Annotated in this window: 21 protein-coding genes and 1 pseudogene; 13 read left to right on the forward strand and 9 right to left on the reverse strand. The window is 70.3% G+C overall.

Annotation, left to right across the window (positions count from 1 at the left end):
* Positions 1-44: 44 nt before the first annotated feature.
* Positions 45-1,865 carry an aspartate--tRNA ligase gene (gene aspS / locus PV419_RS14470; protein WP_319688619.1) on the reverse strand — a complete coding sequence of 607 codons (1,821 nt, stop codon included), beginning with the start codon at positions 1,863-1,865 and terminating at the stop codon, positions 45-47.
* Positions 1,866-1,996: 131 nt separating this feature from the next.
* Here aspS and PV419_RS14475 point away from each other — a divergent pair, with 131 nt between their 5' ends.
* Positions 1,997-4,156, forward strand: coding sequence for a SpoIIE family protein phosphatase (locus PV419_RS14475; protein ID WP_319688621.1), 2,160 nt, complete (start codon positions 1,997-1,999; stop codon positions 4,154-4,156).
* A 10-nt stretch (positions 4,157-4,166) separates the two neighbouring features.
* Here PV419_RS14475 and PV419_RS14480 read toward each other — a convergent pair whose 3' ends face one another.
* Positions 4,167-5,318, reverse strand: coding sequence for a Dyp-type peroxidase (locus PV419_RS14480; RefSeq protein ID WP_319688623.1), 1,152 nt, complete (start codon positions 5,316-5,318; stop codon positions 4,167-4,169).
* Positions 5,319-5,384: 66 nt separating this feature from the next.
* Between PV419_RS14480 and PV419_RS14485 the strand changes: the two genes are divergently transcribed.
* A complete protein-coding gene (locus PV419_RS14485) occupies positions 5,385-6,728 on the forward strand; it encodes a nitrous oxide reductase family maturation protein NosD (protein WP_319688624.1) in 1,344 nt (447 codons plus the stop codon).
* A 7-nt stretch (positions 6,729-6,735) separates the two neighbouring features.
* Here PV419_RS14485 and PV419_RS14490 read toward each other — a convergent pair whose 3' ends face one another.
* Positions 6,736-7,452: a hypothetical protein gene (locus PV419_RS14490; RefSeq protein ID WP_415925310.1), complete on the reverse strand. Its 717-nt coding sequence runs from the start codon at positions 7,450-7,452 to the stop codon at positions 6,736-6,738.
* A gap of 544 nt (positions 7,453-7,996) precedes the next feature.
* Between PV419_RS14490 and PV419_RS14495 the strand changes: the two genes are divergently transcribed.
* From PV419_RS14495 to PV419_RS14510, 4 genes are all read left to right on the forward strand, one after another.
* The gene (locus PV419_RS14495) at positions 7,997-10,423 is read left to right on the forward strand and encodes an SdrD B-like domain-containing protein (RefSeq protein ID WP_319689079.1); all 2,427 of its coding nucleotides are present in this window, start codon (positions 7,997-7,999) and stop codon (positions 10,421-10,423) included.
* Between the two features lie 283 nt (positions 10,424-10,706).
* The gene (locus PV419_RS14500; RefSeq protein ID WP_319688628.1) at positions 10,707-11,276 is read left to right on the forward strand and encodes an AAA family ATPase; all 570 of its coding nucleotides are present in this window, start codon (positions 10,707-10,709) and stop codon (positions 11,274-11,276) included.
* A 70-nt stretch (positions 11,277-11,346) separates the two neighbouring features.
* Positions 11,347-11,535 carry a hypothetical protein gene (locus PV419_RS14505; protein WP_319688630.1) on the forward strand — a complete coding sequence of 63 codons (189 nt, stop codon included), beginning with the start codon at positions 11,347-11,349 and terminating at the stop codon, positions 11,533-11,535.
* 83 nt (positions 11,536-11,618) lie between these two features.
* A complete protein-coding gene (locus tag PV419_RS14510; RefSeq protein ID WP_319688632.1) occupies positions 11,619-12,332 on the forward strand; it encodes a hypothetical protein in 714 nt (237 codons plus the stop codon).
* A 12-nt stretch (positions 12,333-12,344) separates the two neighbouring features.
* Here PV419_RS14510 and PV419_RS14515 read toward each other — a convergent pair.
* Positions 12,345-12,918, reverse strand: a pseudogene (locus PV419_RS14515) (transposase); the annotation flags it as partial.
* 221 nt (positions 12,919-13,139) lie between these two features.
* Between PV419_RS14515 and PV419_RS14520 the strand changes: the two are divergent.
* Complete coding sequence (locus PV419_RS14520; protein ID WP_319688633.1) at positions 13,140-13,364, forward strand: hypothetical protein; 225 nt, start codon at positions 13,140-13,142, stop codon at positions 13,362-13,364.
* Between the two features lie 1,142 nt (positions 13,365-14,506).
* On the opposite strand, the gene PV419_RS14525 is transcribed toward PV419_RS14520, so the two are convergent.
* Both PV419_RS14525 and PV419_RS14530 read right to left on the reverse strand, forming a co-directional pair.
* Positions 14,507-15,478, reverse strand: coding sequence for a pirin family protein (locus PV419_RS14525; RefSeq protein ID WP_319688635.1), 972 nt, complete (start codon positions 15,476-15,478; stop codon positions 14,507-14,509).
* 123 nt (positions 15,479-15,601) lie between these two features.
* Entirely contained in the window at positions 15,602-16,099 is a 498-nt protein-coding gene (locus PV419_RS14530; RefSeq protein WP_319688637.1) for an SseB family protein, read from the reverse strand.
* Positions 16,100-16,259: 160 nt separating this feature from the next.
* Between PV419_RS14530 and PV419_RS14535 the strand changes: the two genes are divergently transcribed.
* On the forward strand, positions 16,260-18,086 hold the full coding sequence (locus PV419_RS14535; RefSeq protein WP_319688639.1) for an acyl-CoA dehydrogenase: 1,827 nt from the start codon (positions 16,260-16,262) through the stop codon (positions 18,084-18,086).
* Between the two features lie 87 nt (positions 18,087-18,173).
* Here the strand turns inward: PV419_RS14535 and PV419_RS14540 are convergent, their stop codons facing one another.
* On the reverse strand, positions 18,174-18,599 hold the full coding sequence (locus PV419_RS14540) for a hypothetical protein (RefSeq protein ID WP_319688640.1): 426 nt from the start codon (positions 18,597-18,599) through the stop codon (positions 18,174-18,176).
* Between the two features lie 14 nt (positions 18,600-18,613).
* Entirely contained in the window at positions 18,614-19,318 is a 705-nt protein-coding gene (locus PV419_RS14545) for a TNT domain-containing protein (protein WP_319688641.1), read from the reverse strand.
* 208 nt (positions 19,319-19,526) lie between these two features.
* Here PV419_RS14545 and PV419_RS14550 point away from each other — a divergent pair, with 208 nt between their 5' ends.
* The 4 genes from PV419_RS14550 (at position 19,527) to PV419_RS14565 (ending at position 24,087) form a co-directional block, all read left to right on the forward strand.
* Positions 19,527-20,819, forward strand: coding sequence for a M18 family aminopeptidase (locus PV419_RS14550; RefSeq protein WP_319688643.1), 1,293 nt, complete (start codon positions 19,527-19,529; stop codon positions 20,817-20,819).
* A gap of 25 nt (positions 20,820-20,844) precedes the next feature.
* Positions 20,845-22,764 carry a BTAD domain-containing putative transcriptional regulator gene (locus PV419_RS14555; RefSeq protein ID WP_415925305.1) on the forward strand — a complete coding sequence of 640 codons (1,920 nt, stop codon included), beginning with the start codon at positions 20,845-20,847 and terminating at the stop codon, positions 22,762-22,764.
* Between the two features lie 154 nt (positions 22,765-22,918).
* The gene (locus PV419_RS14560) at positions 22,919-23,680 is read left to right on the forward strand and encodes a DUF4232 domain-containing protein (protein WP_319688647.1); all 762 of its coding nucleotides are present in this window, start codon (positions 22,919-22,921) and stop codon (positions 23,678-23,680) included.
* A 185-nt stretch (positions 23,681-23,865) separates the two neighbouring features.
* Positions 23,866-24,087, forward strand: coding sequence for a hypothetical protein (locus PV419_RS14565; RefSeq protein ID WP_319688650.1), 222 nt, complete (start codon positions 23,866-23,868; stop codon positions 24,085-24,087).
* Positions 24,088-24,106: 19 nt separating this feature from the next.
* On the opposite strand, the gene PV419_RS14570 is transcribed toward PV419_RS14565, so the two are convergent.
* On the reverse strand, positions 24,107-24,565 hold the full coding sequence (locus PV419_RS14570; protein WP_319688652.1) for a helix-turn-helix domain-containing protein: 459 nt from the start codon (positions 24,563-24,565) through the stop codon (positions 24,107-24,109).
* A gap of 118 nt (positions 24,566-24,683) precedes the next feature.
* Here PV419_RS14570 and PV419_RS14575 point away from each other — a divergent pair, with 118 nt between their 5' ends.
* Positions 24,684-25,637 (forward strand): NADP-dependent oxidoreductase, encoded by a 954-nt coding sequence (locus tag PV419_RS14575; protein WP_319688654.1) that lies wholly within the window; start codon positions 24,684-24,686, stop codon positions 25,635-25,637.
* Positions 25,638-26,133 lie beyond the last annotated feature (496 nt).

The following is a 26,133-nucleotide window of genomic DNA, read 5'->3' on the forward strand; positions in this document are numbered from 1 at the left end:
GGGCCCGGGCCGGGGCCCGGACGGGGGCTCAGCCGAACTCGTGGCTACTTGCCGGGCTCGCCCGCCGCCTTCTCGCCGGCCTTCTCGCCGCCCTTGTCCGCCTGCTTGATCTGCGGCTTGCGGATCGACAGGTGCAGCTCCCGCAGCCGCGCCTCGTCCACCTCGCTGGGCGCGCCCATCAGCAGGTCCTGCGCGTTGCCGTTGAGCGGGAAGGCGATGGTCTCGCGAATGTTCGGCTCGTCGGCCAGCAGCATCACGATGCGGTCCACACCGGGGGCGATACCGCCGTGCGGCGGGGCGCCGAAGTGGAAGGCGCGCAGCATGCCGCCGAACTCGCGCTCCACCTCTTCCCGCGAGTAGCCCGCGATCTCGAACGCCTCGTACATCACGTCCGGCTCGTGGTTCCGGATGGCGCCCGAGGACAGCTCCACACCGTTGCAGACGATGTCGTACTGCCAGGCCAGGATGTCAAGCGGGTCCTTGGTCCGCAGCGCCTCCAGGCCGCCCTGCGGCATGGAGAAGGGGTTGTGCGAAAACTCGATCTGGCCGGTGTCCTCGTTCCGCTCGAACATCGGGAAGTCGACGATCCAGCAGAAGCGGAAGACGTTCTCCTCGAAGTGCCCGGCCCGGCGCGCGGCCTCGACCCGCACCGCGCCCATGATCTTGGAGACCTCGTCGAACTCACCGGCACCGAAGAAGACCGCCGTGCCCGGCTTGCCCTCGACCTCGGCGATCAGCTTCTCGACGTCGTCCTCGGTGAGGAACTTCGCGATCGGCCCGGTCAGCTTGGCGTCCTCGCCGATCCGGACCCAGGCCAGCCCCTTCGCGCCCTGCAGAGCCGCGAACTCGCCCATCTGGTCGAAGAACTTCCGCGGCTGGTCGGCGGTGTCCGGCACGGCCAGCGCCCGCACATGCTTGCCCGCGAACGCCTTGAAGCCGGAGTCGGCGAAGACATGGCTGACGTCCACCAGTTCCAGCTGGGCGCGCAGGTCCGGCTTGTCGGAGCCGTACTTCAGCATGGCCTCGCGGAACGGGATCCGCGGGAACGGCGAGGTGACATGGCGGCCGCCGCCGAACTCCTCGAAGAGCTCGGTCATCACCTTCTCGATGACCTGGAAGACGTCCTCCTGCTCGACGAAGCTCATCTCGACGTCGAGCTGGTAGAACTCGCCCGGCGAGCGGTCGGCGCGGGCGTCCTCGTCGCGGAAGCAGGGCGCGATCTGGAAGTAGCGGTCGAAGCCCGCGATCATCAGCAGCTGCTTGAACTGCTGCGGGGCCTGCGGCAACGCGTAGAACTTGCCCGCGTGCAGCCGGGAGGGCACCAGGAAGTCCCGCGCGCCCTCGGGCGAGGTGGCGGACAGGATCGGGGTCGCCAGCTCGTTGAAGCCCTGCGCGGTCATCTTCTGCCGGATCGCGGAGATCACGGCGGAGCGCAGCATGATGTTGCGGTGCATGCGCTCGCGGCGCAGGTCCAGGAAGCGGTACTCCAGGCGCCGCTCCTCGTTCACCCCGTCCTCCGGGAAGACGGTGAAGGGCAGCGGGTCGGCGCCGCCGAGCACCTCGACGGCGGTGACCTCGACCTCGATCTCGCCGGTGGGCAGCTCTGGGTTGACGTTCTCCGCGCCACGGGCGATGACCCTGCCGTCCACGCGGACGACGGTCTCCTTGCTTATCGAGCTCAGCGCCTCGTTCGCCGGGGTGTCCGGGCGAACGACCAGCTGGACCAGGCCGTAGTGGTCGCGAAGATCGATGAAGAGGATGCCGCCCAGGTTCCGTCGATTGTGCAGCCAGCCGGAGAGCCGCACGTCGGTGTCGACGTCAGCGGCGCGGAGCTCGCCGCAGGTGTGGGACCGGTACCGATGCATCGTTCATCCAAGTCGTTTGGGCGGTCGTTTGGTCGGGGAAGCGTACGCACCCTCGAAAAGCTTCTCGGCAAGCCTACCGGCGCCGCGCCCCTCACTGGTAAGGCCGCCGTATATCCCCATATGGTGACTCAATGCGCACCGAGGATTTGCTCGCCGCCCTCGCGACCGGCCTATGGCGCTGGGACACCGTCTCGGGCGCCGTGAGCTACGACGCGGAGGCGGCCCGGCTGGTGGGGCTGCCCGCGGAGCCCGTCACCCTCCCCGAATCCGCCGCCCGCGCCTGCTTCCACCCGGTGGACTGGGTGGAGATCAAGGCGATCGTGAATCTCGCGGTGGCCGAGGGCACGCTCGCGGAGGCCCGGGTGCGCGTCGTGGACGAGAAGGGCCGGGTGCTGCGCACGGTGCGCAGCCGGTGCCGACCGGTGATCCACGGCGATGCCCCCGGCAGACGGGGCGCCGAGAACGGCTGTGACCTGATCGGCACCATGCAGGAGGTGCCCGAGACGCTGCCCGGCGCCTCCGCGGCGGCCCTGGCCCCGGTCACCGGCGACTGGCGGCGGGGTCGCGAGGCGTTCCTGCTGGACGCGGGGCGGGCGCTCGCCGAGGCGCCCTCGACCGCCGAGGTGCTGCGGGTGGCGGCGGGCCTGTCGATGCCGGGCTTCTCACCGGACGGCCTGGCGGTCTTCGGGATCAAGGGCGACCGGATCTCGCTCATCGGCCGCCACGGGGACCCGGCGGGGGACGAGCGCCCCCTCACCGCCCAGCCGCTGGACGCCGACTGCCCGGCCGCCGAGGTGATCCACACCGGCCGGGCGATCTATCTGCCCGGCCCGGAGGACTACCGGGACCGGTTCCCGGGCTCCTGGGCGCACACCCGGCCGGTCACCCGCCGGGCCTGGGCCTTTCTGCCGCTGATCGTCGCGGGCCGCACGATCGGCGCGTGGATGGCGAGCTTCGCGCACCCGGTGTCCTTCTCGCCCGACGAGCGCTCGGTACTCACCACGGTCGCGCGGATGCTCGCCCAGGCGCTGTCGCGGGCCTCGCTCCAGGAGACGGAGCGCGAGCTCACGGACGGCCTGCAGCGCTCGATGCTGCCCGCCGACAAGCCGGCCATCCCGGGTCTCACGGTGGCCGCGCGCTATGTGCCGACGGGCGGCGGGCTGCAGGTGGGCGGCGACTGGTACGACGTGATCGGGCTGCCCTCGGGGCGTACCGCGCTGGTCATCGGCGACGTCCAGGGCCACGATGTGCGCGCCGCCGGGATCATGGGGCAGCTGAGGATCGCGGTCCGCGCGTACGCCTCGGAGGGCCACCACCCCGACGCGGTCCTCTCCCGCGCCTCCCGCTTTCTGGCCGGGCTCACCGAGCCGCCTGGCCCCGGCGGCGAGCCCGCCCACGACCCGCGCTTCGCGACCTGCCTCTATATGGAGGTGGACCCGGTCGCCGGCACGCTGGACATCGCCCGCGCGGGCCACCCCGACCCGGCGGTCCGGCTCGCCGACGGCACCATGATGATCCGCCCCACCGCGGGCGGTCCCCCGCTGGGCATCGACCCGGACACCGACTACCCCACCACCCGGGTGGTGCTGGAGCCCGGCGAGACGCTGCTGATGTGCACGGACGGGCTGATCGAGACCGGCGGGCACGACATGGAGTCGGGCTGGGACCGGATCCGGGCGGTCTTCGAGCGCACCGCCCCGGACGCCGTGGACGCCGACGATCTCGACGCGCTCGCCGAGGCCCTGGTCCAGGCGGTGCACGGGCCACCCTCCCACCACACCACCGGCCACCTCGCCGACCGCCGCGAGGACGACATAGCCCTGCTGCTGATCCGCCGCGACGCCGAAGTGTGCCTGGTCGGCCCCGGCTCGGCCCCGGTGCGGCGCACGGCCCTCACGGTCGCCCAGGTCGAGCCGGAGCGCATAGCCGAGGCCCGGCAGCAGCTGCGCGACATGCTCCACGACTGGACCGACCGGGACCAGGTGGAGTCGGCGGTGCTGATGCTCTCCGAGATGGTCACCAACGTCCTGGTGCACACCGACGGCGACGCCCTCCTGGTCGCCGAGGTCAGCGGACGCCCCGGGGCCAGACGGCTGCGCCTGGACGTCGCCGACAGCAGCGACGAACTCCCGCACCGCCGCCGCCCGGGCGAACTGGCGTCCTCGGGGCGCGGGCTGATGCTGATGGAGGTGCTCGCCGACGCGTGGGGGGTGGACCCGCGCGGCGACGGCAAATGCATCTGGTACGAGCTGTACGAGGCGGGGCCGGACGGGTCGGCCCTCCGCGCGTGATGCGACCTGTTCAGCGGAAGAGCCGGGAACCCAGCGGGTGTTGCCCGTCGAAACCGGGAAGTATCAGGAAGCTCGCACTGGCGGTCGTGGTCGTGAATTCCAGCAGGGCGTCGGAATTGTCCATACGGGTGAGGGTGTTGGTGAAGGTCCGTATGTCGTTCTGGAAGCTCATGAAGAGGAGGCCGGGGGCGGGTCCGTCGATGCTGTAGGAGCGACGGAGCATGAGGCCGACGCCGACCGCGGTGGAGTGCGCCCTGCGGGCGTGGGAGTCCACCGGGACGAGATAGCGTCCGTCCGGCGTTTTGGCGCCGAGGTCCGGGCCCGAGGCGATGGTGCCACCGGAGAGGGGCACGCCAGTGGCCCGGCGCCGGCCGAAGACCGCTTCCTGTTCGGCGACGGACAGCTTGGCGAACCGCGGCAGGTCGAGTTCCATGCGCCGTAGTACGGCGAGGGTGCCGCCGGCGACCGGAGCCGGCCCGGCCAACCACAGGTCGCGTTCTTGTTCGGCTTTCGTATGGGGGCCCACGATGCCGTCGACGAAACCGAAGAGGTTCCGTGGCGCGGCACGGCCCTTGGCCACCGGCACGTTCGAACCACGGACTCCGGACTGCCGCCAGCGTTCGCGTATCCGGTCACCGGCCTGCTCCAGAAGCGCGGCAGTCACGACCGGTATCACCAAGGCGTCGTCGGCGCAGATCTGTATCAGCAGGTCGCCGCCGCGTGCCCGTGGGGCGATCTGCTCGCGGGAGAACCGTGGGAGGTCCTTCGCGCCGGGCAGGGCAGGATCGACCTTGCGCACCAGTCGGGGGCCCACTCCGATCGTCACGGTCAGATCGCCCGGCGGCAGGCCCATCAGCCGTGCGTCGGTCCCCTTGGTGAGTTCGCTGATGGCCTCGCCGAGTTCGGCCAGCAACGGACGGACAGAGGCGGCGTCAACGAGGTCGGCCACCACGGCCAGCAGGTTCCGCTGGGCCGGCTGCGGAAGCGTGATGCCCGCCTGGTACCGGCCCGTTGGTGACACCGGCGGGGTCGGCGCGGGGGCCTCGGACCGGTCCGGCCGGGCGGAATCCGATTGGCACCCGGCGGAGAGGCCGGCGGCGGTCACAGCACCGGTGGCACCGAGAAACAAGCGGCGTGACGGGTTGGAGTCGGCTTGGCGCACAGTGTGAACTGTGCCATATCCGTATCGGGGCCTGCGACTTGGCCGACGCCGTGCCAGGATGAGGCCATGCCTCATCTCCGTCTTCGCCTGGTAGCCGCGGTGCTCGGCACACTGGCGCCCGTACTGGTCGGCTGCGGTGGAGGCGACGACGGGTCGGACGACGGCCGACGACCGTCCGGTGAGCACGTGACGATCAAAGTGCCGGCTGACGCCCCGACGATCTCGGCCGCGGTGTCTCTGGCCCGTCCCGGCGATCTCGTGCTGGTCGCGCCGGGCACGTACCACGAGTCGGTGAAGATATCCAAGGCTCGCATCACTGTTCGCGGCGAGTCCCGGGACAAGGTCGTCATCGACGGGCGGTTGCAGCAGCCGAACGGCATCGTCGTCACCGCTCCCGGGGTGGCCGTGCAGAACCTGACCGTGCGGAACAACACCCAGAACGGGGTCCTGGTCACCGGTTCGGCGAAGGCCGCCGCCGGAATGCCGGGGCAGTCCGGCGGCTACGACACCGGCGACGAACCCGTCACCTTCCTGAAATCGTTCCTGGTCTCCCACGTGACCGCGACCCGCAACGGGCTGTACGGCATCTACGCGTTCTCCGCGCAGAACGGCGTCATCGAGCACTCGTACACGTCAGGCTCGGCCGACTCGGGGATCTATGTCGGACAGTGCAAGCCCTGTCGCATCGTGGTGCGGGACAACATCGCCGAGCTCAACGCGGTCGGTTACGAAGGCACCAACGCCAGTGGCGACATGTACGTGGTCGGTAACCGCCTTGTCGGTAACCGGGTCGGACTCACCACCAACTCCGACCACCAGGAGAAGCTGCTCCCGCAGAAGGATGCCGTCATCGCGGGCAACCTGATCGCGGCCAACCAGCAGGCGGCCACCCCCGAACAGGCCGACGGCGGATGGGGCATCGGCATCGGCGTCGACGGCGGCACCGCCAACCGGTTCGTCCGCAACCGAATCGCCGACAACAGCAACGCCGGTCTGGTGATCACCGCGACCGCTGACATACCGCCGAACGGCAACCAGATCCTGGACAACACCTTCGCCGCCAACAGCGTTGACGTCGGCTGGACGTTCCCCACCGCCACGAAGGGAGGGGGCAATTGCCTGCGCGGCAACGATCTGCGAAAGACGGTGCCCGCCCGGCTCGCGACCACCGCGGCCTGCCCGCGTCCCGCCCGGTCGCCCTCGCCGTCCGGCACCTGGGCGAAGCCGACGGCACCCGGCGGTATCCCGTTCACCGATGTGGCGGCACCCAAGCGACAGCCGCAGTTCCCGAAGGCCACCACCACGGGAGCCACCGCTGTCCCGGCCGTTCCGGCGCTCCCGGACACGGCGGACATCCGGCTGCCGTCGGCGGCACTGCTCGCCACGGGCGCGCGGGTGCGGACGTCCTGAGCGGCGGCTACCGCGTCGGGGCGACTCCGGGTACCTTCCGGACCGGCACGTACTTGTGGGTGTCGAAAGCGATGACCACCGGCTGCGGCGCGGAAGCCACGCCGACGCGAACCCGGTACATGGTGCCGTCCGAGCCGATCCAGTAGCGCACGGCATCCGCCCCCGCCGTACCGGACGTGGGCACGGCACTCGCCGTACCGGTCGTGGCACGGGCGGCCCTCGGCCCGGTCATGATGTCCACCTGATGGCCGTCCAGCCGGTCCTCTCCCACCCAGGCGGCACCGTTCTGCGGCAGTAGTTCGGCATTGTCCGGCCGGTCGCTGCCGAGTTTCAGCGCGATGGCCAGCGAACTGTCCAGCGAACTGCCGGTCCCTTGCAGTGGACGGCTGTACCAGCCCGACCCCGGCGGCCGTGCCGGTGCCTTGGCCGGGGTGTTCGTCATCGGGTGGACGAACACGGTGGTGGCCGTCCACTGGATCAGCCCGTCGCTGGACGTATCGCGCCCGGCGCCGTGCACCACGCCGTAACCGACCTTGCCGCGGTAGTCGACGGATCCGGTGATGGTCAGCCCACCAGCGGTGCCCGGCACGTTGATCGTCACGGCGCGCCCGCCCGCCTCGTAGTTGCGGAACCGCGTGACCGCCAGACGGTTCGCCTCATCCGAGGTCAATGCCCTTGGACCGGTAGGGGCGGAGTCGCTGCCGACGACCAGGAACGTGACCACCGCGACGGCCACACCGCCGATGCCGACTGCCACCCAGCGTGGCCGCGGCCATCGGCGCCGGCCGGCCGCGCGCTGTGAGGGACCTTGTTTTGTTCTCATACGCCACACGTGACGCATTGATAACTTGTTCCGCTCTTTCATCATCTGCTCCCCCCGATCTTGGCGGCCACCCGCTACAGTATCGTCGCTGGTAGGGCGGTTCAGGATGACTACTCAGACTCTTGTGCTGTTTCCGCGTGGGGAAGCGAGGACGAGTGCCACTGGCCTGGGGAAGGCATTCCCGAGTCCCTGAATTCGCCGCATCCGCCAAGACGACCAAGAACGACGGGGCCCACCGAAACAGCGGTGGGCCCTTTTCATGACCGATGCGTCACCCGGGGCCGCGAAGCGGATGTGCGGCTGGAAGCGGGTGTTCGGTTCACATCACGAGGGGAGAGTGATGGCTGTGCGAAAAGTGCATGGAAGATTAAACCGGACAGCCGGGAAGCGTACGGCCCCGCTGGCACGAGTGGGCCTGTGCGGCTTCTTGCTGGTGGGCAGCGCCATGGGCGCCACGGCTGGGACGGCCACCGCTTCGACTGGCGATGGAACCCTGACCGTTGAGGTGCTGCGGGATTTCTTCGGCACCGGCGTGATCAACACGACCATGGATGTGCCGCAGCGGGGCATGAAGGTCGAGGTGTCCGACCCCGCCGGCCATCGGGTCACCGGCACCACGGATGCCACCGGAAAGGTGGTGATCTCCAAGTCCACCGAGCTGACCGGCGGCCAGTACCGCGTCGACGTCACCATCCCGACGCCGTACGACAAGTATCTGCAGGCGGCTCCGGCCTCGACGGCGGAAAACCACTTCGACAGCTTCACGACGTTCGTGAACGTGTCGGACGGCAAGGACGACTCGGTCATTACCGGGGTCTGGAACCCGGCGGATTACACGCTGCCGGACTCGCGGTATTTCGTGCCGATCCAGAACACTGCCGACGCGCAAGACACCCGGGCACTGGTGGCGTTCGGGACGGACAAACGAGGTACGTGTCCTGGCGACACGGCGTGCCCGACCACGCTCAACACGCAGGCCCAGGTGGGCACGACGTTCGCGTTGGCCTACGACAAGTACCAGAAGCGGGTGTTCCAGGGCGCGTTCGCCCGGCGGTACACCCCGTACGGGCCGGGCGGCGGTAACGCGATCTACACCACGCCGACCAGCGGTGGGACGCCGACCCTGTTCGCGAAGGTGCCGGGCGCCGCGGTGACACCGCACGACGCCACCAACATGAAGAAGGACGCCGGGTTCACCAATGCGCCGGGGAAGGAGAGCATCGGCGGCCTGGCCCTGTCGGAGGACGGCTCGACGCTGTACGCGGTGAACCTGCTGACCCGCAGCCTGGTGAGCTTCGACGCGACGGGGGACACCGCCTCGCGGCCCGAGGCGACGGTGCGCATCCCGGACCCGGGCTGCGCGAGCTCCGGCGACTGGCGGCCGTTCGGTCTCCAGGTCCACGACAAGAAGCTCTACGTCGGTGGCGTGTGCAGCGCGGAGAGCACACAGAAGCGCGAAGACCTGAAAGCCGTCGTCTACACCTACGACGGCGAACAGTTCGACACCGTGCTGACCCAGCCGCTCACCGCCAAGCGCGGCTCCGTCTTCGGTTCCAACGACGTCGACCAGGCCACCCACTGGAACCCGTGGAACACCTCCCTGGCCACGTGGGACGAGCGGAAGGTGGGCAACGTCTTCATCGATCCGCAGCCGGAGCTCGCCTCCCTCGCCTTCACCCGCGACGGTTCGATGGTCCTCGGTTTCCGCGACAGGTTCATGGACGTCATGGGCTGGGGTGGACTGGACCCGAGGCCGCTCAACGACGACCCGGAAAACGGCATGGCCGGCGGCGACATCAACATGGCCTGTGCCACTCCCACCGGTGGATACGCGTGGGAAGGCACTGGAAACTGCCCCAACCACGCCACCCCCGCCACCGGTGGCGGCCAGGACGCAGGTGTCGTCGAGTACTTCCCGGGCGACTTCTTTGGCAACGGAGTTCACGCAGAGACCGCGCTGGGGTCGGTGGCCTACATTCCGCAGCAGCAGTGGGTCGTCAGCACGGAGTTCGACCCGACCGTCAACGTCGCAACCTCCGGGACCGGTTACCACAACGTCACGACCGGTCAGGGCCCGGGCAACGCTCCGGCCGCCAACGCGTACCAGTTCGTCAGCCGGGAACAGACCGGGTTCGGTAAGGCCGGTGGGCTCGGCGACATCGCGTATGAAGCGGCGAACGCGCCGATCCAGATCGGCAACCGGGTGTGGTTCGACGGCGACCACAACGGGATCCAGGATCCCGAGGGTGCCAACGAGGTGCCGCTGCCGGACGCGACGATCAACCTGCTGGACTCCGACGGCAAGCAGGTCGCCACGACCAAGACCGATGCCGCCGGCGAGTACTACTTCGGTGGAGTCGGCGCCGACTACGAGCTCAAGCCGGGTGCGAAGTACACGGTGGAGTTCGATGTGTGTACCGCGGACACCAGCAAGGTGCCGGATCAGCCATCGGCCACCGAGCTGCGGTTCACGCTCCCGCGGGCCGGAGACAAGCGGGCACATGACTCGAATGTGACCCCGCCGAAGACCGGGCAGCTGTGCGACGGACAGGCACCTGTCACGGCGCCGGACAAGCCGGGAGAGGTCGATCACACGATCGACGCCGGCGTGTACATCCAGAAGGAAACGCCGACTCCTACGCCGACGCCCACTCCGCCGTCGTCCGAGCCGCCGACCCATGAGCCGCCGACCCATGAGCCGCCCGCGTCTGTGCCGCCCAACAAGCCGGGCCCCCAGACCGGCGGAGGCGGCGGTTCGCTGGCCAACACAGGTTCCGACCTGCTGGAGATCATCTCCCTCAGTGCCCTGCTGGCCGGCACGGGCGCGGCATTCGCATTCGTGACCCGGAAGCGTCGCGCCAGGCAACACTGAGACACCACTGAAAGCCGCGCGGCGACCGCCGCGTAAGCGCGCACGAGCCCCGTCCATATCCGGACGGGGCTCGTTCGTATTTCGTCCCGGCGAGCCTTACATTCCACCCTCGGACATCCCGTGCACCGCGGGGATCGTGCCGAGCCGGCCCTTCTGGAAGTCCTCACCGGACGGGGCGGGCCCGGACGCGCTGAGCCCGGGCCATCGCTGCTGAGACCCGCTACGCCCCGAGAATTAGCTGGACCCGTGATACCCACTGTGGCCACATGGCTAGGCTCGCCCAGTGATTATCTGGCTGAACGGAACCTTTGGCTCGGGAAAGACGACCACCTCCCACGAGCTGGTCAAGCTCATCCCCGAGGCGAGGATCTTCGACGCGGAACAGGTCGGCTACATGCTCCGGCACGTCGAAAACCTCCCGCAGGTGGGGAACTTCCAGCACTGGCCGCCATGGCGTCACCTGGTCGTGGAAACGGCTTCCCAGCTCCTCGACTACGTCGGCGGGGTCCTCGTTGTCCCTCAGTCCGTCCTCATCGAGCAGTACTGGGCAGAGATCCGCACTGGCCTCGAAAAGACCGGCATGCCCGTCCACCACTTCGTACTCCACGCCGATCACGACACCCTCGCCGAGCGGATCGAGACGGACAGCGAAACGAATGCTCAGTTCCCCAAGGCTCGTCAGTGGCGACTCGACCACCTCGCCGCCTACCGGGACGCCCTGCCCTGGCTCAGCCGAGCAGGCAAGGTCCTTGACACCGGGCAAATCGACCCTGCTCGCGTTGCCCGGCTGATCACCGAGACCACCTCGGCCAGCAGTGTCCCGCAGTCACCCCAAGTGCCTCGGGCTGACTGAGAGGGGCAACCTGCTGTCCTGCCTCAACGAACTGAGTTGACGGGTCTCACCCAACACACAGGTCAGGGGCATGCGCACCCACCCGTCCAGCGCACTGGTCTACGTCGACGCTCGCGACCGCCTGATCAAGTGGTTCCTGTCCGCCTCACGACACTGGAGAAACCACCCCCAACTGCCCTTCGAAGCGGCGCGACGTCTCGCCATCGGTCTCGATCAGCTGCCCTTGTTGACGTCGCGCAATTCCCTGAAGGCCGACTGACGGGCTTTCGGGCGGAGCGTCCCTCTTGGAGTCAGCGGAAAACCGTTCGACGAGCCCGTCCGGAGTCGTCATAATCCGCACTCGTGCCAACTCCGAAGCAGATCCTGGTCCGGACAGCCGCCCGCAACAACGCCGACTGGTGCGCAGCGATGATCCGATCGCACGGCTTGGCGGGCGAGTTCGGGGCACAGGTGTGGGCCGCTCCGTCTCGCACGCCGCTCTACTACCCCGACGCGGTGACGCTGGTGCCGGGCGCCGACCTGGCCGCGCTGGCGGCCCGGATCGACACCGCCACACCCGGCGCCTCCGTCAAGGACAGCTTCGCTGACCTCGACCTGACGGAGATCGGCTTCCAGGTACTGTTCGAGGCGCAGTGGATCCACCGCCCACCGAATGCGCCCGCCCCCGCATCGGATCTTTCCTGGGACGTGGCGGGCGACCCGGACACCCTGCACGCCTGGGCGCTCGCCTGGGACAACGGGCGCGGCAACGCGAACCTCTTCCGGCCCGAACTGCTCGACGATCCCGCCACTTTCGTGCTCGCCGGACAGGCCGGTGACGGCCGAGTCGTCGCCGGAGCGGTTGCGAGCCGCAGCGAGCACGTGGTCGGGATCTCCAATGTCTTCGCGCTGGACGGCGGCCATGACGCGGCCTGGCCGGTCGTACTGGACGCGGTGAACCGGCTGTTCCCCACCCTGGCGGTGGTCGGCTACGAGCAGGGCGACGACCTGGCGGCAGCCATCCGCCATGGCTTCGAGCCGGTCGGTCCGCTGCGGATCTGGCTGCACGGCCATTGACGTGCTCCCGGCCTAAAGTCCGGGGATTCCTGCCACGGTCGTGTGACCGTCTGGGTGGCTTCCTGCTTCAACGCGCTGTGCCGGGACTTTCGCCCTGGTCTTACCTGCGCTCTGCGAGGCGTTTAGCCTGTCCGCCCGTCCGGCGGCCAGGGTGTTCTTCGAGGCGTTGTCGTCGCGGTCGTGGAAGGTCCAGCACTCCTTGCATGTCCATTCCCGGACATGCAAGGGCTTGGGGCCGTCCTTGACGCCACAGGCGGAGCAGACCTGCGAGGTCGGCTCGAAGCGTCCGATCGCCAGTCCCGGCGGCGGTCGGCCACCCGGGCGTGCTGCCGCGCGAGCCGAGTACGGGCCTTGGCCCGGTTCTTCGACCCCTTGGCCTTCCGGCTGAGGTCCTTCTGCAACTTGAGCTTCTTCTCCGCGTGGCGCAGGAACTTCGGGGATGGATGCGGGTGCCGTCGGACAGCACGGCGAAGGTGGACAGTCCAAGGTCGATGCCGACCTCGGTATCCAGTTCGGGAAGGATGCCCGGTGCGGTGTCCACCACGAAGCTTACGAAGTAGCGGCCCGCACAGTCCTTGGTGACGGTCGCGCAGGCAGTCGTCCCACTCCGACCTGCCATACCCCAGGTCAACGGCCCCGCTTCTGCGAGATCTAATGAGACGGGACACGCCGACTTGTGCGGAGCCCGTTGTTACTTGACGGATGCGCAGGCGTACCGACTGTGGTCCTGGACCTCCGCAGTCCCAGCCGGGCAGGAGCCGACGGCTACGGATCCGTCCTGGCCGCACCGTTTCCTACACTCACGGGATGAACAACTACACGTGCACCTATTGCGGCACCGTCGGTCTGATGGAGGGTTTCATCGAGGACGCCGGCGAGCACTCGCGCGGGTACGCGCGCTGGATCGAGGGCGCGTTGGAGCGGGGAGTCTTCGGGGGTGCCAAGCGGATGGGCCGGCCCCGGCGGCAGATAGAGGCGTTCCGCTGCCCCAAGTGCGGGCACCTTGAGCTGTTCGCCACCGGCGAGGCGTAGTCGGCCCTCGTTGTCCCGACCGCCCTACCGGCGGTCGCGCGTCGTGAGGCGGGGCCCTCCGGGCTTCCGCGCCCCGCCGCTCCGTCCTCAGGCTGTCGGCTCGAACATCCCAGGCGAACCAGAACAACGGAGATGACCGGCGGCATCCGTTGTCTCCGCACCGGAACAACTGGGATTTCGGCGTCCCTACGTCTCACGTGACCTGGTCGCCCCAGGTCGGAGCGGTCCCTGCAGACCAGATCCTTTGGGACGGGACAGCAGACAACCACACCCGGCACGGGGAGCCGGAACTCCGGGCGCCCATCGGTCTACGGCCGTGCGCTCAGGGCTCCCGGGCTTGCCTACATCGGATGGGCAAGCCCGCTCCTTGTGGCAGGCGCACCCACACGGCCCGACCAGGAGAGACCGGGGGATGCGGAACCACTCGCTCACCTCGGCGTACCGGGGGTCTCGGTTCGCGAGACGGCACTACGAGGACATCCGGGCGGTCATCAGGCCCTGCCCTGCTGTCGGGCGCGGCGCAGGGCGGCGATCTCAGCGAGCGTGTCCCGTTGCAGCGGGAAGCTCGGCGCGCAGCCGGGGCAGGCGAGTGCGGCCTCCTACGCTGGCGCCGTGCACCTCGGCGACGACGACCGGTTCGTCAGTCCTGCCCGGCCAGATCCCGCATCATCTCCAGCGAGTACGACGTACCGGGGGTGGTCGGCGGTTCCTGTGGTGACGCCGGAGGTGCTGACGAACGTCCAGTCGGCGTGCCAGGGGCCATCTGCCATGGGTGATCACTCCGGCGAGGTGCATTGTGCCGTGATTTTGAGACGACGACACGCCGTGGCGTCGGCGTGTCGTCGTCTCAAAATCACCACAAATGGCGATCACGGTGTCTATGCGGGGTCTATGCCTCGTTGGCGCTCGGCATGAAGCCGGGCGATGGCCCGGAGTTGCCGCCGCTCGCGTAGGCCGTCCGCAGCCTCCGGTGCCAGAGGTGAAGAAAGTGTTTTGTTGATAGTGCTGAGCAGACCGCGCATGGCGATCTGCGCAGCCCCCGAACCCTCCATCACGGCGCGGCGCTGAGAACCCGGCCGGGCACCACCCCTCAGAGCCGATCCCTGGGGCTCCACCTCCGTCACCAGAGCGATGAGCAAGCCCTACAGTCCGCCCTCGGACATCCCGTGCACGGCCGGGATCGTCCCCAGGCGGCCCTTCTGGAAGTCCTCGAACGCCTGCTGGAGTTCCGCCCTGGTGTTCATCACGAACGGCCCGTAGTGCGCCATGGGCTCACGGATCGGCCGGCCGCCGAGGAGGACGACCTCCAGGTCCGGCGTGTGGGAGTCCTGCTTCTCGTCCGCGCGCACGGCCAGCGAGGAGCCGGCGCCGAAGACCGCGGTCTGGCCGAGGTGGATCGGGCGGCGCTCGGCGCCGACGGTGCCGCGGCCCGCGAGCACATACGCGAGGCCGTTGAAGTCCTCACGCCAGGGCAGGTTGATCTCGGCGCCCGGCGCCAGCGTCGCGTGCACCATCGTGATCGGGGTGTGCGTGATGCCGGGTCCGTTGTGACCGTCCAGCTCACCGGCGATGACGCGCAGCAGCGCGCCGCCGTCCGGGGAGGTCAGCAGCTGGACCTGGCCACCGCGGATGTCCTGGTAGCGCGGCGGCATCATCTTGTCCTTCTTCGGCAGGTTCACCCACAGCTGGAGGCCGTGGAAGAGGCCGCCGGACATGACCAGGTGCTCCGGCGGCGCCTCGATGTGCAGCAGGCCGGACCCGGCCGTCATCCACTGGGTGTCGCCGTTGGTGATGGTGCCGCCACCGCCGTTGGAGTCCTGGTGGTCGAAGATCCCGTCGATGATGTACGTGACGGTCTCGAAGCCCCGGTGGGGGTGCCAGGGTGTCCCCTTCGGTTCACCAGGCTGATAGTCCACCTCGCCCATCTGGTCCATCATGATGAACGGATCCAGGTGCTTGTAGTCGATGCCGGCGAAGGCGCGCCGCACCGGGAAGCCCTCACCCTCGAAACCGCTGGGAGCGGTGGTGACGGCGAGCACGGGGCGCTGCTTGGCGTCGGCGGGTGCCGCGACGCGGGGCAGGGTCAACGGGTTGTCTACAGTCACAGCTGGCATGACGGCCTCCTCGGTCGTTCAGGATTCAACTTAGTTGAAAGGTGAACGACCCGCAAGAGGTCCTTTATTTCCCGGCCGCCTCCCCGCGCCGGCCGGGCACACGGCGTGAGCGCCTGGCGACGCTCAGCCATACATCCGCCGCATCGCGAAGTCGACCATCTGCTCCACCGCCTTCGCGTCGAAGACCATCCGGTGATCGCCCTCCATGTCGAGGACGAAGCCGTAGCCCGTGGGCAGCAGGTCGATCACCTCGGCGCCGGTGATCACGAAGTACTTGGACTCCTTGCCGGCGTAGCGGCGCAGCTCCTTGAGCGAGGTGAACATGGGGATCACCGGCTGCTGGGTGTTGTGCAGCGCGAGGAACCCGGGGTTGTCACCGCGCGGGCAGTACACCTTGGAGCTCGCGAAGATCTGCTGGAAGTCCTCGGCCGCCATCGAGCCGGTGGTGAAGGCGCGCACCGCGTCGGCCAGGGACGGCGGGGAGGGCTCCGGGTACAGCGGCTGCTCGCCATAGCCGGCACCCGGCTGTGGGTGGTGTGACAGAGGCGGCTGCTGTTGCGGCGGAGGCGGCGGCGCCGCGTAACCCTGCCCTGCGCTCGCGTTCTGGTCATAGCCGTACATGCGCAGAAGCGTACTGAGTCGCCGAAGCGCAGTGCGTCACAGTTGCCCGATTGGGGGTTGCCCTTTATTACCCGCGGGTAGCATTATGGCGATCGACGATCGATCACGCGATGCCAATGAAGAGGTCCGCCGCCTCCCGAGCCTTACGGAGCTGTTCGCCATGGGGCACTACAAGTCGAATCTCCGCGACATCGAGTTCAACCTCTTCGAGGTGCTCGGGCGCGACAAGCTGTACGGCACGGGCCCGTTCGAGGAGATGGACGTCGAGACCGCCAAGAGCGTGCTCTCCGAGATCTCCCGCCTTTCCGAGAACGAACTGGCCGAAAGCTACGCGGACTCCGACCGGAACCCGCCGGTCTTCGACCCGAAGACCCACACCGCGCCGGTGCCCGAGTCCTTCAAGAAGAGCTACCAGGCGTACATGGACGCCGAGTGGTGGCGCCTGGGCGTCCCGGAGGACCTCGGCGGCAGCGCCTGCCCGCGCTCGCTGCTGTGGGCCTGCGCCGAGCAGATCCTCGGCTCCAACACCCCGATCTGGATGTACGCCTGCGGCCCCTCCTTCGCCGGAGTGCTCTATGACGAGGGCACCGAGGAGCAGCTGGCCATCGCCCGGCACATCGTGGACAAGCAGTGGGGCGCGACCATGGTGCTCACCGAGCCCGACGCGGGCTCGGACGTCGGCGCGGGCCGCACCAAGGCGGTCCGGCAGGAGGACGGCACCTGGCACATCGAGGGCGTGAAGCGGTTCATCACCTCCGGTGAGCACGACCTCTCGGAGAACATCATCCACTTCGTGCTGGCGCGCCCTGAGGGGGCGGGCCCGGGCACCAAGGGGCTGTCCCTCTTCATCGTCCCGAAGTACGACTTCGACTGGGAGAGCGGCGAGCTCGGCGAGCGCAACGGCGCCTACGCGACCAACGTCGAGCACAAGATGGGCCTGCGGGTCTCCAACACCTGCGAGCTGACCTTCGGCGCGGACCACCCGGCCAAGGGGTGGCTGCTCGGTGAGAAGCACGACGGCATACGCCAGATGTTCAAGATCATCGAGTTCGCCCGGATGATGGTCGGCACCAAGGCGATGGCGACGCTGTCCACCGGCTATCTGAACGCGCTGGAGTACGCCAAGGAGCGCGTCCAGGGCCCGGACCTGGCCGCCTTCACCGACAAGAGCGCCCCGCGCGTCACCATCACCCACCACCCCGATGTGCGCCGCTCGCTGATGGCGCAGAAGGCGTACGCGGAGGGCCTGCGCTCGCTCGTCCTCTACACCGCCTCCGTCCAGGACGAGATCCAGGCCCTGGAGGCGGCCGGCGAGGACACCTCCGCCGCGCACGCCCTCAACGACCTGCTGCTGCCCATCGTCAAGGGCTACGGCTCGGAGAAGGCGTACGAGCAGCTGGCGCAGTCCCTGCAGACCATCGGCGGCTCCGGCTACCTCCAGGAGTACCCGCTGGAGCAGTACATCCGGGACGCCAAGATCGACACCCTCTACGAGGGCACCACCGCCATCCAGGGCCAGGACTACTTCTTCCGAAAGATCGTCCGGGACCAGGGTCAGGCGCTGACCGTCATCTCGGAGGAGATCAAGAAGTTCCTGGCCGAGGCCGACGGCGGGGAGGAGCTCGCCGCCACCCGCGACGCGCTCGCCAAGGCCGCCGGGGACCTGGAGGGGCTGGTGGGCACCATGCTCACCGACCTCGCCGGCACCGAGCAGGACGTCACCTCCATCTACAAGGTCGGTCTGAACGCCACCCGGCTGCTGCTCGCCTCCGGCGATGTGATCATCGGCTATCTGCTGATCAAGGGCGCGGCGATCGCCGCCGACAAGCTGCCCGGCGCCTCCGCCAAGGACGCGTCCTTCTACGCGGGCAAGATCGCGGCCGCGAAGTTCTTCGCCCAGGAGGTGCTGCCGGGCGTCGCGGTCCAGCGGGCCGTGGCCGAGTCCGTCGACGGCTCCCTGATGGACCTGGCCGAGGCGGCCTTCTGAGCACGCCGTTCCGTCCCTGACTCCCCGTCTGGTTCCTCTCTGGTTCCTCCGATCGAGCCGGGCGCCCCGCGCGGGGTGCCCGGCGCGTCACGGCCCCGCGCCACCGCGCCCGTTACCGCCGGGCCCGTTCCCACCGCGCCCATGCTCGCCGTCCTCGCTTCGCCCGTCCCGCTCGCGCAGGGCGCGCTCGAAGTCCTGCCAGGCCTGCCGCCGGATCTCCGCGCCCTGCCCGAGCACGTCCTCGACCTGCTCCCGCGCCCCGGCGGGCGGCGGCGGGAGCGCGGTGAGCTTCGCGCGCAGGTCGCGGCAGGCCGCGTCCTCCGAGCGGAACCAGCTCATATCGCGCTCCCGCGAGCGCTCGCGCAGTCCCACCACCCACCCGTCGCCCGTCGCGGGCCGCAGGAAGTAGTACGCGTCCGGCTGGACCGGGATGTCGTGCACACCCGGGATGTCGTACAGGGCGTCGGGGACCCGGTCTGCACGGAGGGCCCGGACGAGTTCCCGCCTGTTCACCGCGCTGGGGCCGGTCAGTTGAGGGTACGGAGTTTGCCGGTCGCGACGAGCTGGGGGATCGAGGGAGTCGTGAGGTACTGCAGGCCGCCTCCCGGCTGGCCGAACCAGGGCCTGATGGGACCCGCCTCCACCGTGAAGGGCTCCACGACCTCGTAGAGGTGGTAGCCGAAGGGGTACGCCGGATCAAGGGTGTTGAGGTTGCTGGGCGGCAGCGCGCGCTCGGCGTAGGGCGTCCCGGCCGGGGCGAGGAAGTGGCCGAAGCCGCTGCCGAAGAGGTCGACCTTCTGCCCCGGCTGCAGGGTGACGGTGACGTGCAGCGGCGTCCCGTTGATGAGGACCCAGCCGTCCGGGGAGGGAAACCACCAGCCGGAGGTCGCGTCGTCCCAGTAGCAGGCGAGGAAGTTGGCGGACGTCAGGTGGTCGAGCCGCTGGTAGCCCTTGAGCATCTTGCCGATCGGCCCGCTGCGGGGAAGTTCCGCCGGGCCCAGCCGCCAGTCGTCCCGGTAGTACCTCTGCCACTCAGGGGGCGGGAGAGTATGAGCCCCGACCCGATCCGTGATGGGGCAGGGTGCGGGCTCCGTACCCCTCTGGTCCTTCGGGTCCTCCGGGGCCCTGAGGGCGGTCGCGGCCGGCGTGCCGGGCATCGCCATGACCGGGGCCCCGGCGGAAAGCAGGAGCAACGCTCCGAGGACGACGAGAAACTGACGAAGGGCGCGCATCCGGTATCCCCTTGAGTGCGGTTTTGCACAGCTATGAGGGATATGGAATGATTGGCGTTCTCCGTATCGCCGGAAGGCCTTCCTTCATCTGATCGGCTCAGCGGGATCCCGCGAAAGGCGCAGCGTGAGCACCCGTCGGCCGCCGACCGGTCGCACAGTTGCCCGAGCAACGCGGGCCTTGGGCGGATCCCGTATCTATGCTGGACACATGAGCGCGCACTCCGACTTCGATCGCGGCCATACCGACGACCTGATGTCCTTCCTCGCCGCCGCCCCATCGCCGTACCACGCGGTGGCGAGTGTCGCCGCGCGGCTGGAGAAGGCGGGATTCCGGCAGGTCGAGGAGACCGCGCCCTGGGACGGCGGGACGGGCGGCACATACGTCCTGCGGGGCGGCGCGATCATCGCGTGGTACGTGCCCGACGGAGCGAGACCTTCGACGCCGTACCGGATCGTGGGGGCCCACACCGACTCCCCCAATCTGCGGGTCAAGCCGATTCCCGACACCGGCGCGCACGGCTGGCGGCAGATCGCCGTCGAGATCTACGGCGGCGCGCTGCTGAACACCTGGCTCGACCGCGACCTCGGCATCTCCGGCCGGCTCACCCTCAAGGACGGCTCGCACCACCTGGTGGCCGTCGACCGGCCGCTGCTGCGCGTTCCCCAGCTCGCCGTCCACCTCGACCGGGGCGTCAACACCGAGGGACTCAAGCTCGACAAGCAGCGTCATATGACGCCCATTTGGGGCCTCGGCGACGTCGAGGAGGGCGCTCTGATCCGCTTCGTCGCCGAGGCCGCCGGGGTTCCGGCCGCCGAGGTGGGCGGCTGGGACCTGATGGCGCACAGCGTCGACCCGCCCGCCTACCTCGGCCGGGACGAGGACCTGATCGCCGGACCCCGGATGGACAACCTCCTGTCCGTACACTCCGCCACGGCCGCGCTCGCCGCCGTCGCCGCCCGCCCCGAACTGCCGTACATCCCCGTCCTCGCCGCCTTCGACCACGAGGAGAACGGCAGCCAGTCCGACACCGGCGCCGAGGGCCCGCTGCTCGGCAATGTGCTGGAGCGCTCGGTCTTCGCCCGCGGCGGCGCGTACGAGGACAAGGCCCGCGCCCTCGCCGGAACGGTCTGCCTGTCCTCCGACACCGGGCACGCCGTCCACCCCAACTACGCCGAACGGCACGAACCCGGCCACCACCCGCTGCCCAACGGCGGCCCGATCCTCAAGGTCAACGTCAACCAGCGGTACGCCACCGACGGCGGCGGCCGGGCCGTCTTCGCCGCCGCCTGCGAGCGCGCGGGCGTGCCCTGGCAGACCTTCGTCTCGCACAACGCCATGCCGTGCGGCACCACCATCGGCCCCATCACCGCGGCCCGGCACGGCATCACCACCGTCGACGTAGGTGTGGCCATCCTGTCCATGCACTCGGCCCGCGAGCTGTGCGGCGCCCGCGACCCACAGCTGCTCACCAAGGCGATGACCGCCTTCCTGGAGAACTGAATTGGACTTCTCTCTACTCGGTCCGGTGGCCGTGACCACCGGAACCGGAGAGGTCATGCTGGGCCCGATCAAGCGGCGCAGCATGCTCGCCATGCTGCTTCTGCGGCCCAACGCCACCGTCCCCGTCGAGCAGCTGATCACCTGCCTGTGGGAGGAGGAGCCGCCCGAACACGCCCGCACCGTCATCCAGGGCCATGTCTCGCGGCTGCGCGCGACGCTCGCCGAGGCGGGCGCCGACGCCCACGGCGTCGAGCTGACCACCCACGGCTCCGCCTACCAGCTGCGGATGCCCGAACAGCTCGTCGACAGCCAGCGCTTCTCCCAACTGGTCTCCCTCGCCCGCCCCGAGACCGCCCCCGAACAGGCCGTGGATCTGCTGCGCCAGGGACTGGACCTGTGGCGCGGCCCGGCCCTTACCGGCACCGTGGCCAGTCCGCCGTTCGCCGCCGCGGCACACGCCCTGGAGGAGCGGCGGCTGGCCGCCGTCGAGGCCCTGGCGCGCGCCCACGGAGTACTCGGCCAGTACGAGAAGGCGGCCGACGTACTGCACCCGGCGGCCGGGGCCAACCCGTTGCGCGAAGGGCTCATCGCGGCCCTGATGCTGGCGCTGTACCGCATCGGACGGCAGTCGGACGCGATCGCCTGGTACCACCGCACCCGGGAGCTCCTCGCCGACGACCTGGGGGTCGACCCGGGGGAGCGGCTGCGCGCCGCGTACGAGGAGATCCTGCGCGCCGCCCCCACGGCCGGGCCCCCGCGCGCCGCCGCCGAGCCCACCGCGCCGCACCCCCTCCCGGCCCAGGCGCAGCCTCAGGCCCAGGCCCAGCCTCAGGCCCAAATCCCCGCCCAGGGCCAGGCCCAGGCCGCCCACCGGCCCTCCACGACCGGACCGCAGCTGCTCCCCCGCCCTCCGGCAGGCTTCCTCGGCCGCGACCGCGAGCTGACCGGCCTGACCCGGCTCACCCTGCCCGCCGCCGAGCCCGGCGGCCCGGCCTACGGCGCGGCCCCCACCGGCCTCCTCCCGGAGGGCGGCATCACGGTCGTCACCGGGCCCGCCGGGGTCGGCAAGACGGGCCTGGTCGTCCACTGGGGCCACGTCCACGCGGACGCGTTCCCCGACGGGCGGCTGTTCACGGATCTGCGCGGGTTCAGCGGCGGCGAGGAGGCGGCGCCCGCCGAGGTGCTTCGCGAATTCCTGCTCGCCCTGGGGACACCCGCGGACCGCATTCCGCCCTCCCCGGAGGCGGCCGGCGCGCTGTACCGGTCGCTCGTCGCGGACCGCCGGCTGCTGGTCGTGCTCGACAACGCCAGCAGCTCGGCGCAGGTGCGGCCGCTGCTGCCCGGCGGGCCCGGCTGCGCCACCCTGGTCACCAGTCGCAGCCGGCTCGACGGGCTGATCGCCACCGACGCCGCCCGCCCCGTACGCCTGCACGCGCTCGGGCCCGACGACGGGGTGGCCCTGCTCGGCACCCTGCTCGGGCCCGACCGGGTCGCCGAGGACCCGGAGGCCGCGCATGAGCTGGTGGCCCTGTGCGACGGGCTGCCGCTGGCGCTGCGCGCCGCCTCGGCCCAGCTGCTGTCCCGGCCGCGCTGGCGGCTGGTCCGGCTGGCCACGGCGCTCCGCGACGAGCGGCGGCGGCTCGCGCTGCTGTCGGCGGAGGACGCCGGGGTCGCCGCGGCGCTGCGGAACTCGGTGGCGCGCCTCTCCGCTGACGACGCCCGGCTGCTGCGGACCCTGGGCACCGGCTTCGCCCGGGAGGTCAACACCGCAGAGGCCGCCGCCCTGGCCGGGGCGGACCCCGAGCTGATCCAGGACGGTCTGGAGCGGCTGGCGGAGATGCATCTGCTGGACGAGGAGGCCACCAATCGCTACGTGATGAGCGACCTGGTGAAACTTTTCGCCCAGGACAGCGAGGACGGGCGGGATGGCGACGGAAAGCGGTGAAAGCGGGGGAGCAGCGGGGCGTTAGTGGGGCGTTAGCGGGCGGCAGCCGCGCGGCAGTGGCGCGGCAGCCGAACGACAGCGGGGGACGAGAGGCTTGAGCCGTACCGAGAGAGCCACACCGGAAACGGCCAAGTCCCACTGGGGGGAACCCACCATGTCGCTCACCGCCTTCACCGCCCGCCGCGCCCGCACCCTGCGCCTCGCCGCCGCCGGCCTGACCGCCGTCGCCGCCCTCACCCTCACCGCCTGCAACAGCAGCGAGGGCACCGGCACCAAGACCGAGGGGAAGTCGGACGCCTCGACCTCCGCCCCGGCCGACCAGACGTCGGACTCCAGCGGCTCCGGCAGCTCCAACGGCTCCGGCGGCTCCAACGGCTCCGGCGGCTCCAACGGCTCCAACGGCTCCGGCGGCTCCGACGCCACGAGCGGCGCGAAGAAGGGCGGCGACGCCCAGCAGAGCGGGGCCTCCAAGGGTGGCTCGAACAGCTCGGACAACTCCGAGCAGGAGATCGGCCCCTGCGACATCAACAAGCTGACGATTGGCGTCAAGTCCGTCCAGCGGCCGGTCAACTACATGGTGCTCGAGGTCAACAACCACGCGGGCGTGGACTGCAACATGCTCGGCTTCCCCCGCCTGAAGTTCGGCGCGGACGCCCAGGCCGCAACCCCGGTGTACGAGGACAGCAAGCCGCAGGCCGTCGTCACCCTCGCCCCCGGCGAGACCGCATACGCCGGGATCCGCACCTCGTCCGCCGACGGCTCGGGCCAGAACGGGTACAAGGCCACCTCCCTGGAGGTGTTCCTCGAAGGCTCCGATGACTCCAAGTCGGTCGAACTGCCCGGCGGCTCCGTCTACATCGACAGCAGCGCCCAGGTGACGTACTGGCAGAGCGACCTGGCCAACGCGCTCGACTGACGCGCCCGGCCGACCGCCCCGGCCCACAGACCCGGGGAGCCGCCTCCCCCCGGCTTCCCGTCCCGATGGCCCCCGCCGCTGCCCTGCGGCGGGGGCCGTCGGCTTCGGGCGGATTGGCCGTCGCCGACCCGGGTACCCGCGCGAGACCAGCCCGAAGTAGTCAACGCAGTTCGGAGGCACGACCCATGGGCTTGGGCGGTTGCATAGGAATGATCGCGGTGGGGGCCATCCTCACCTTCGCCGTGGACGTGAAGACCGACGGCTTCAACGTCCACCTCATCGGACTGATCCTCATGGCCGTCGGCTTCATCGGGATGACGGCCTACGTCAGCGTCCTCAAACACCGGCGCACCCGGGCACCGAGCCCAGCCGCACCGGTCGTCGAGGAACAGCGGTACTACGACTAGTGACGGCGGAGCCGCCGTGTCATCCGCTACCAGGCGCTCCGGTGCCGGTGCCGGTGCCGACGTCGGTGTCGGTGTCGGTGCCGACGTCGGTGTCGTAGGCGGCTCGGGCGGTCAGGACCTCGTCCATGTGCGCCTCTGCCCACTCCTTGACCGACCGCATCAGCCCGGCCAGGCTCTCGCCGAGCGGGGTGAGGGCGTAGTCCACCCGGACCGGCACCGAAGGGGTGACCGTTCGCGTGACCAGACCGTCGCGTTCCAGATTGCGAAGGGTCTGGGTGAGCATCTTCTGGCTGACTCCGGCCAGTCGGCGGGACAACTCGCCGTAGCGCAGGGAGCCGTCGGCCAGGGCGGCGAGGGCGAGGCTGACCCACTTGTCGGCGATGCGGTCCAGCAGGTGCCGGGTGGGGCATTCGGCGATGAAGGCGTCGTAGGCGGCGCGGGCCTCGGCCCTGCGCTGGGCGACGGTCCGGGTGGCCACGGTCACTCTCCTCGACGTGGGTTAGGCACTTCCAAGTGCGTACTTACCTCTGGAGAGCAACTCTCCCTAGGTTGGGCGGGCGTGGTCAACCCCCGACCGAGGTGAGGAGCTGGGAACAATGACCGAGCCGAACATGATGCGTGCCGCCCTGGTACGGGCGTACGGCGGGCCGGAGGCGGTGGAGATCGCCGAGGTGCCCCTGCCCGAGCCGGGCCCCGGACAGGTGCGGATCCGGGTGGCGGCGGCGACCGTCAACCCCGTGGACCTGCTGACCCGCGCCGGGACGCTGGTCGCGGCCGGACGGATGGCGCCGCGCGCGGAGACCGGGCTGGGCTGGGACGTCGCGGGTGTGGTGGATGCCATCGGGCCCGGAGTGCGGGTGTTCGCCCCGGGCGACCCGGTGATCGGGCTGCGGGACCTGCTGGACGTCTCGCTGGGCACCTACGCCGAGTACGTCGTCCTGGACGCGACGGCGGTGGCCCCGGCGCCCCAGGGCCTGCCGACCGCGGCGGCGGCGACACTGCCGTTGAACGGCCTGACGGCCTGGCAGTCGCTGGACGCACTGGACTTGCCCCACGGAGCGACGCTGCTGGTGACGGGCGCGGCCGGTGCGGTCGGCGGGTTCGCGGTCGAACTGGCCGCCCTGCGCGGGCTGCGGGTGGTGGCCGTCGCGGGCGCGGCGGATGAGGAGCTGGTGCGAGAGCTGGGCGCGGAGTGGTTCGTCGCGCGGGACGCGCCGGACCTGGCGGCGGCGGTACGGGCGGTCGTCCCGGGCGGCGTGGCGGGGGCCCTGGACGCGGCGGGCGTCGGGGTGCCGGCGCTCGCGGCCGTACGGAACGCGGGGGCGTTCGCCGCGGTGGCGGCCGACGCGCCCGTCGGGCTGCGGGGCATTCGGTCGGCCAACCACTGGATCGCGGCGGACGGCACCGCGCTGGCCCAGCTGTCCGCGCTGGCCGCCGCCGGCCGCCTGACCCTGCGCGTGGCCGGCGCCCTCCCACTCGATCAGGCCGCGGCCGCCCACCGCCGCTTGGCGGCGGGCGGCCTGCGCGGGCGTCTGGTGCTCACGCCCTGACGGCGTCGTCCTCGTCCATACCCGCCAGCACCAGCGGCAGCCTGGTCGCGCCCAAGAACGGCGGCGCGTCCGGCCCCGGCTCCGACCGCGGCCCCCGACACGGTGAGCAGCGCGACATCGGCCCACTGGCCCGGGAAGCCGCCTCCCCCGGCTCCCCGACAGGAGGCCCCACTCCGGCGGGGCCGTCCTGCCATGGCGCGCCGCCACCCCGCAGAACGGGTAGCCGTCTTCCCCGGCTGCGCGCCCCGGACGTCCCCCGGCGCGGTGGAGGACGTCTCGTCATGTCCCACATCACCGCCGTCCGTGTCCCGTTCCCGGCCGCCCCCTGCCACGTCCCAGCAGGTCAGAAGGGTGCGACGGGATGGGACGTCCCATAAGACGGCGTGATCGCCAAAGTTCCCTCCAGCTCGGCCGAGAGTGGTTTCCGTCGCCGCGGCCGACCGGCGCGGCAGTCTCGACCGAGCGGCTCCGACGGCCAGTCGGCGCTCCGCGAAGG

It is taken from the genome of Streptomyces sp. ME19-01-6 (assembly GCF_033793745.1).
Lineage (GTDB): Bacteria > Actinomycetota > Actinomycetes > Streptomycetales > Streptomycetaceae > Streptomyces.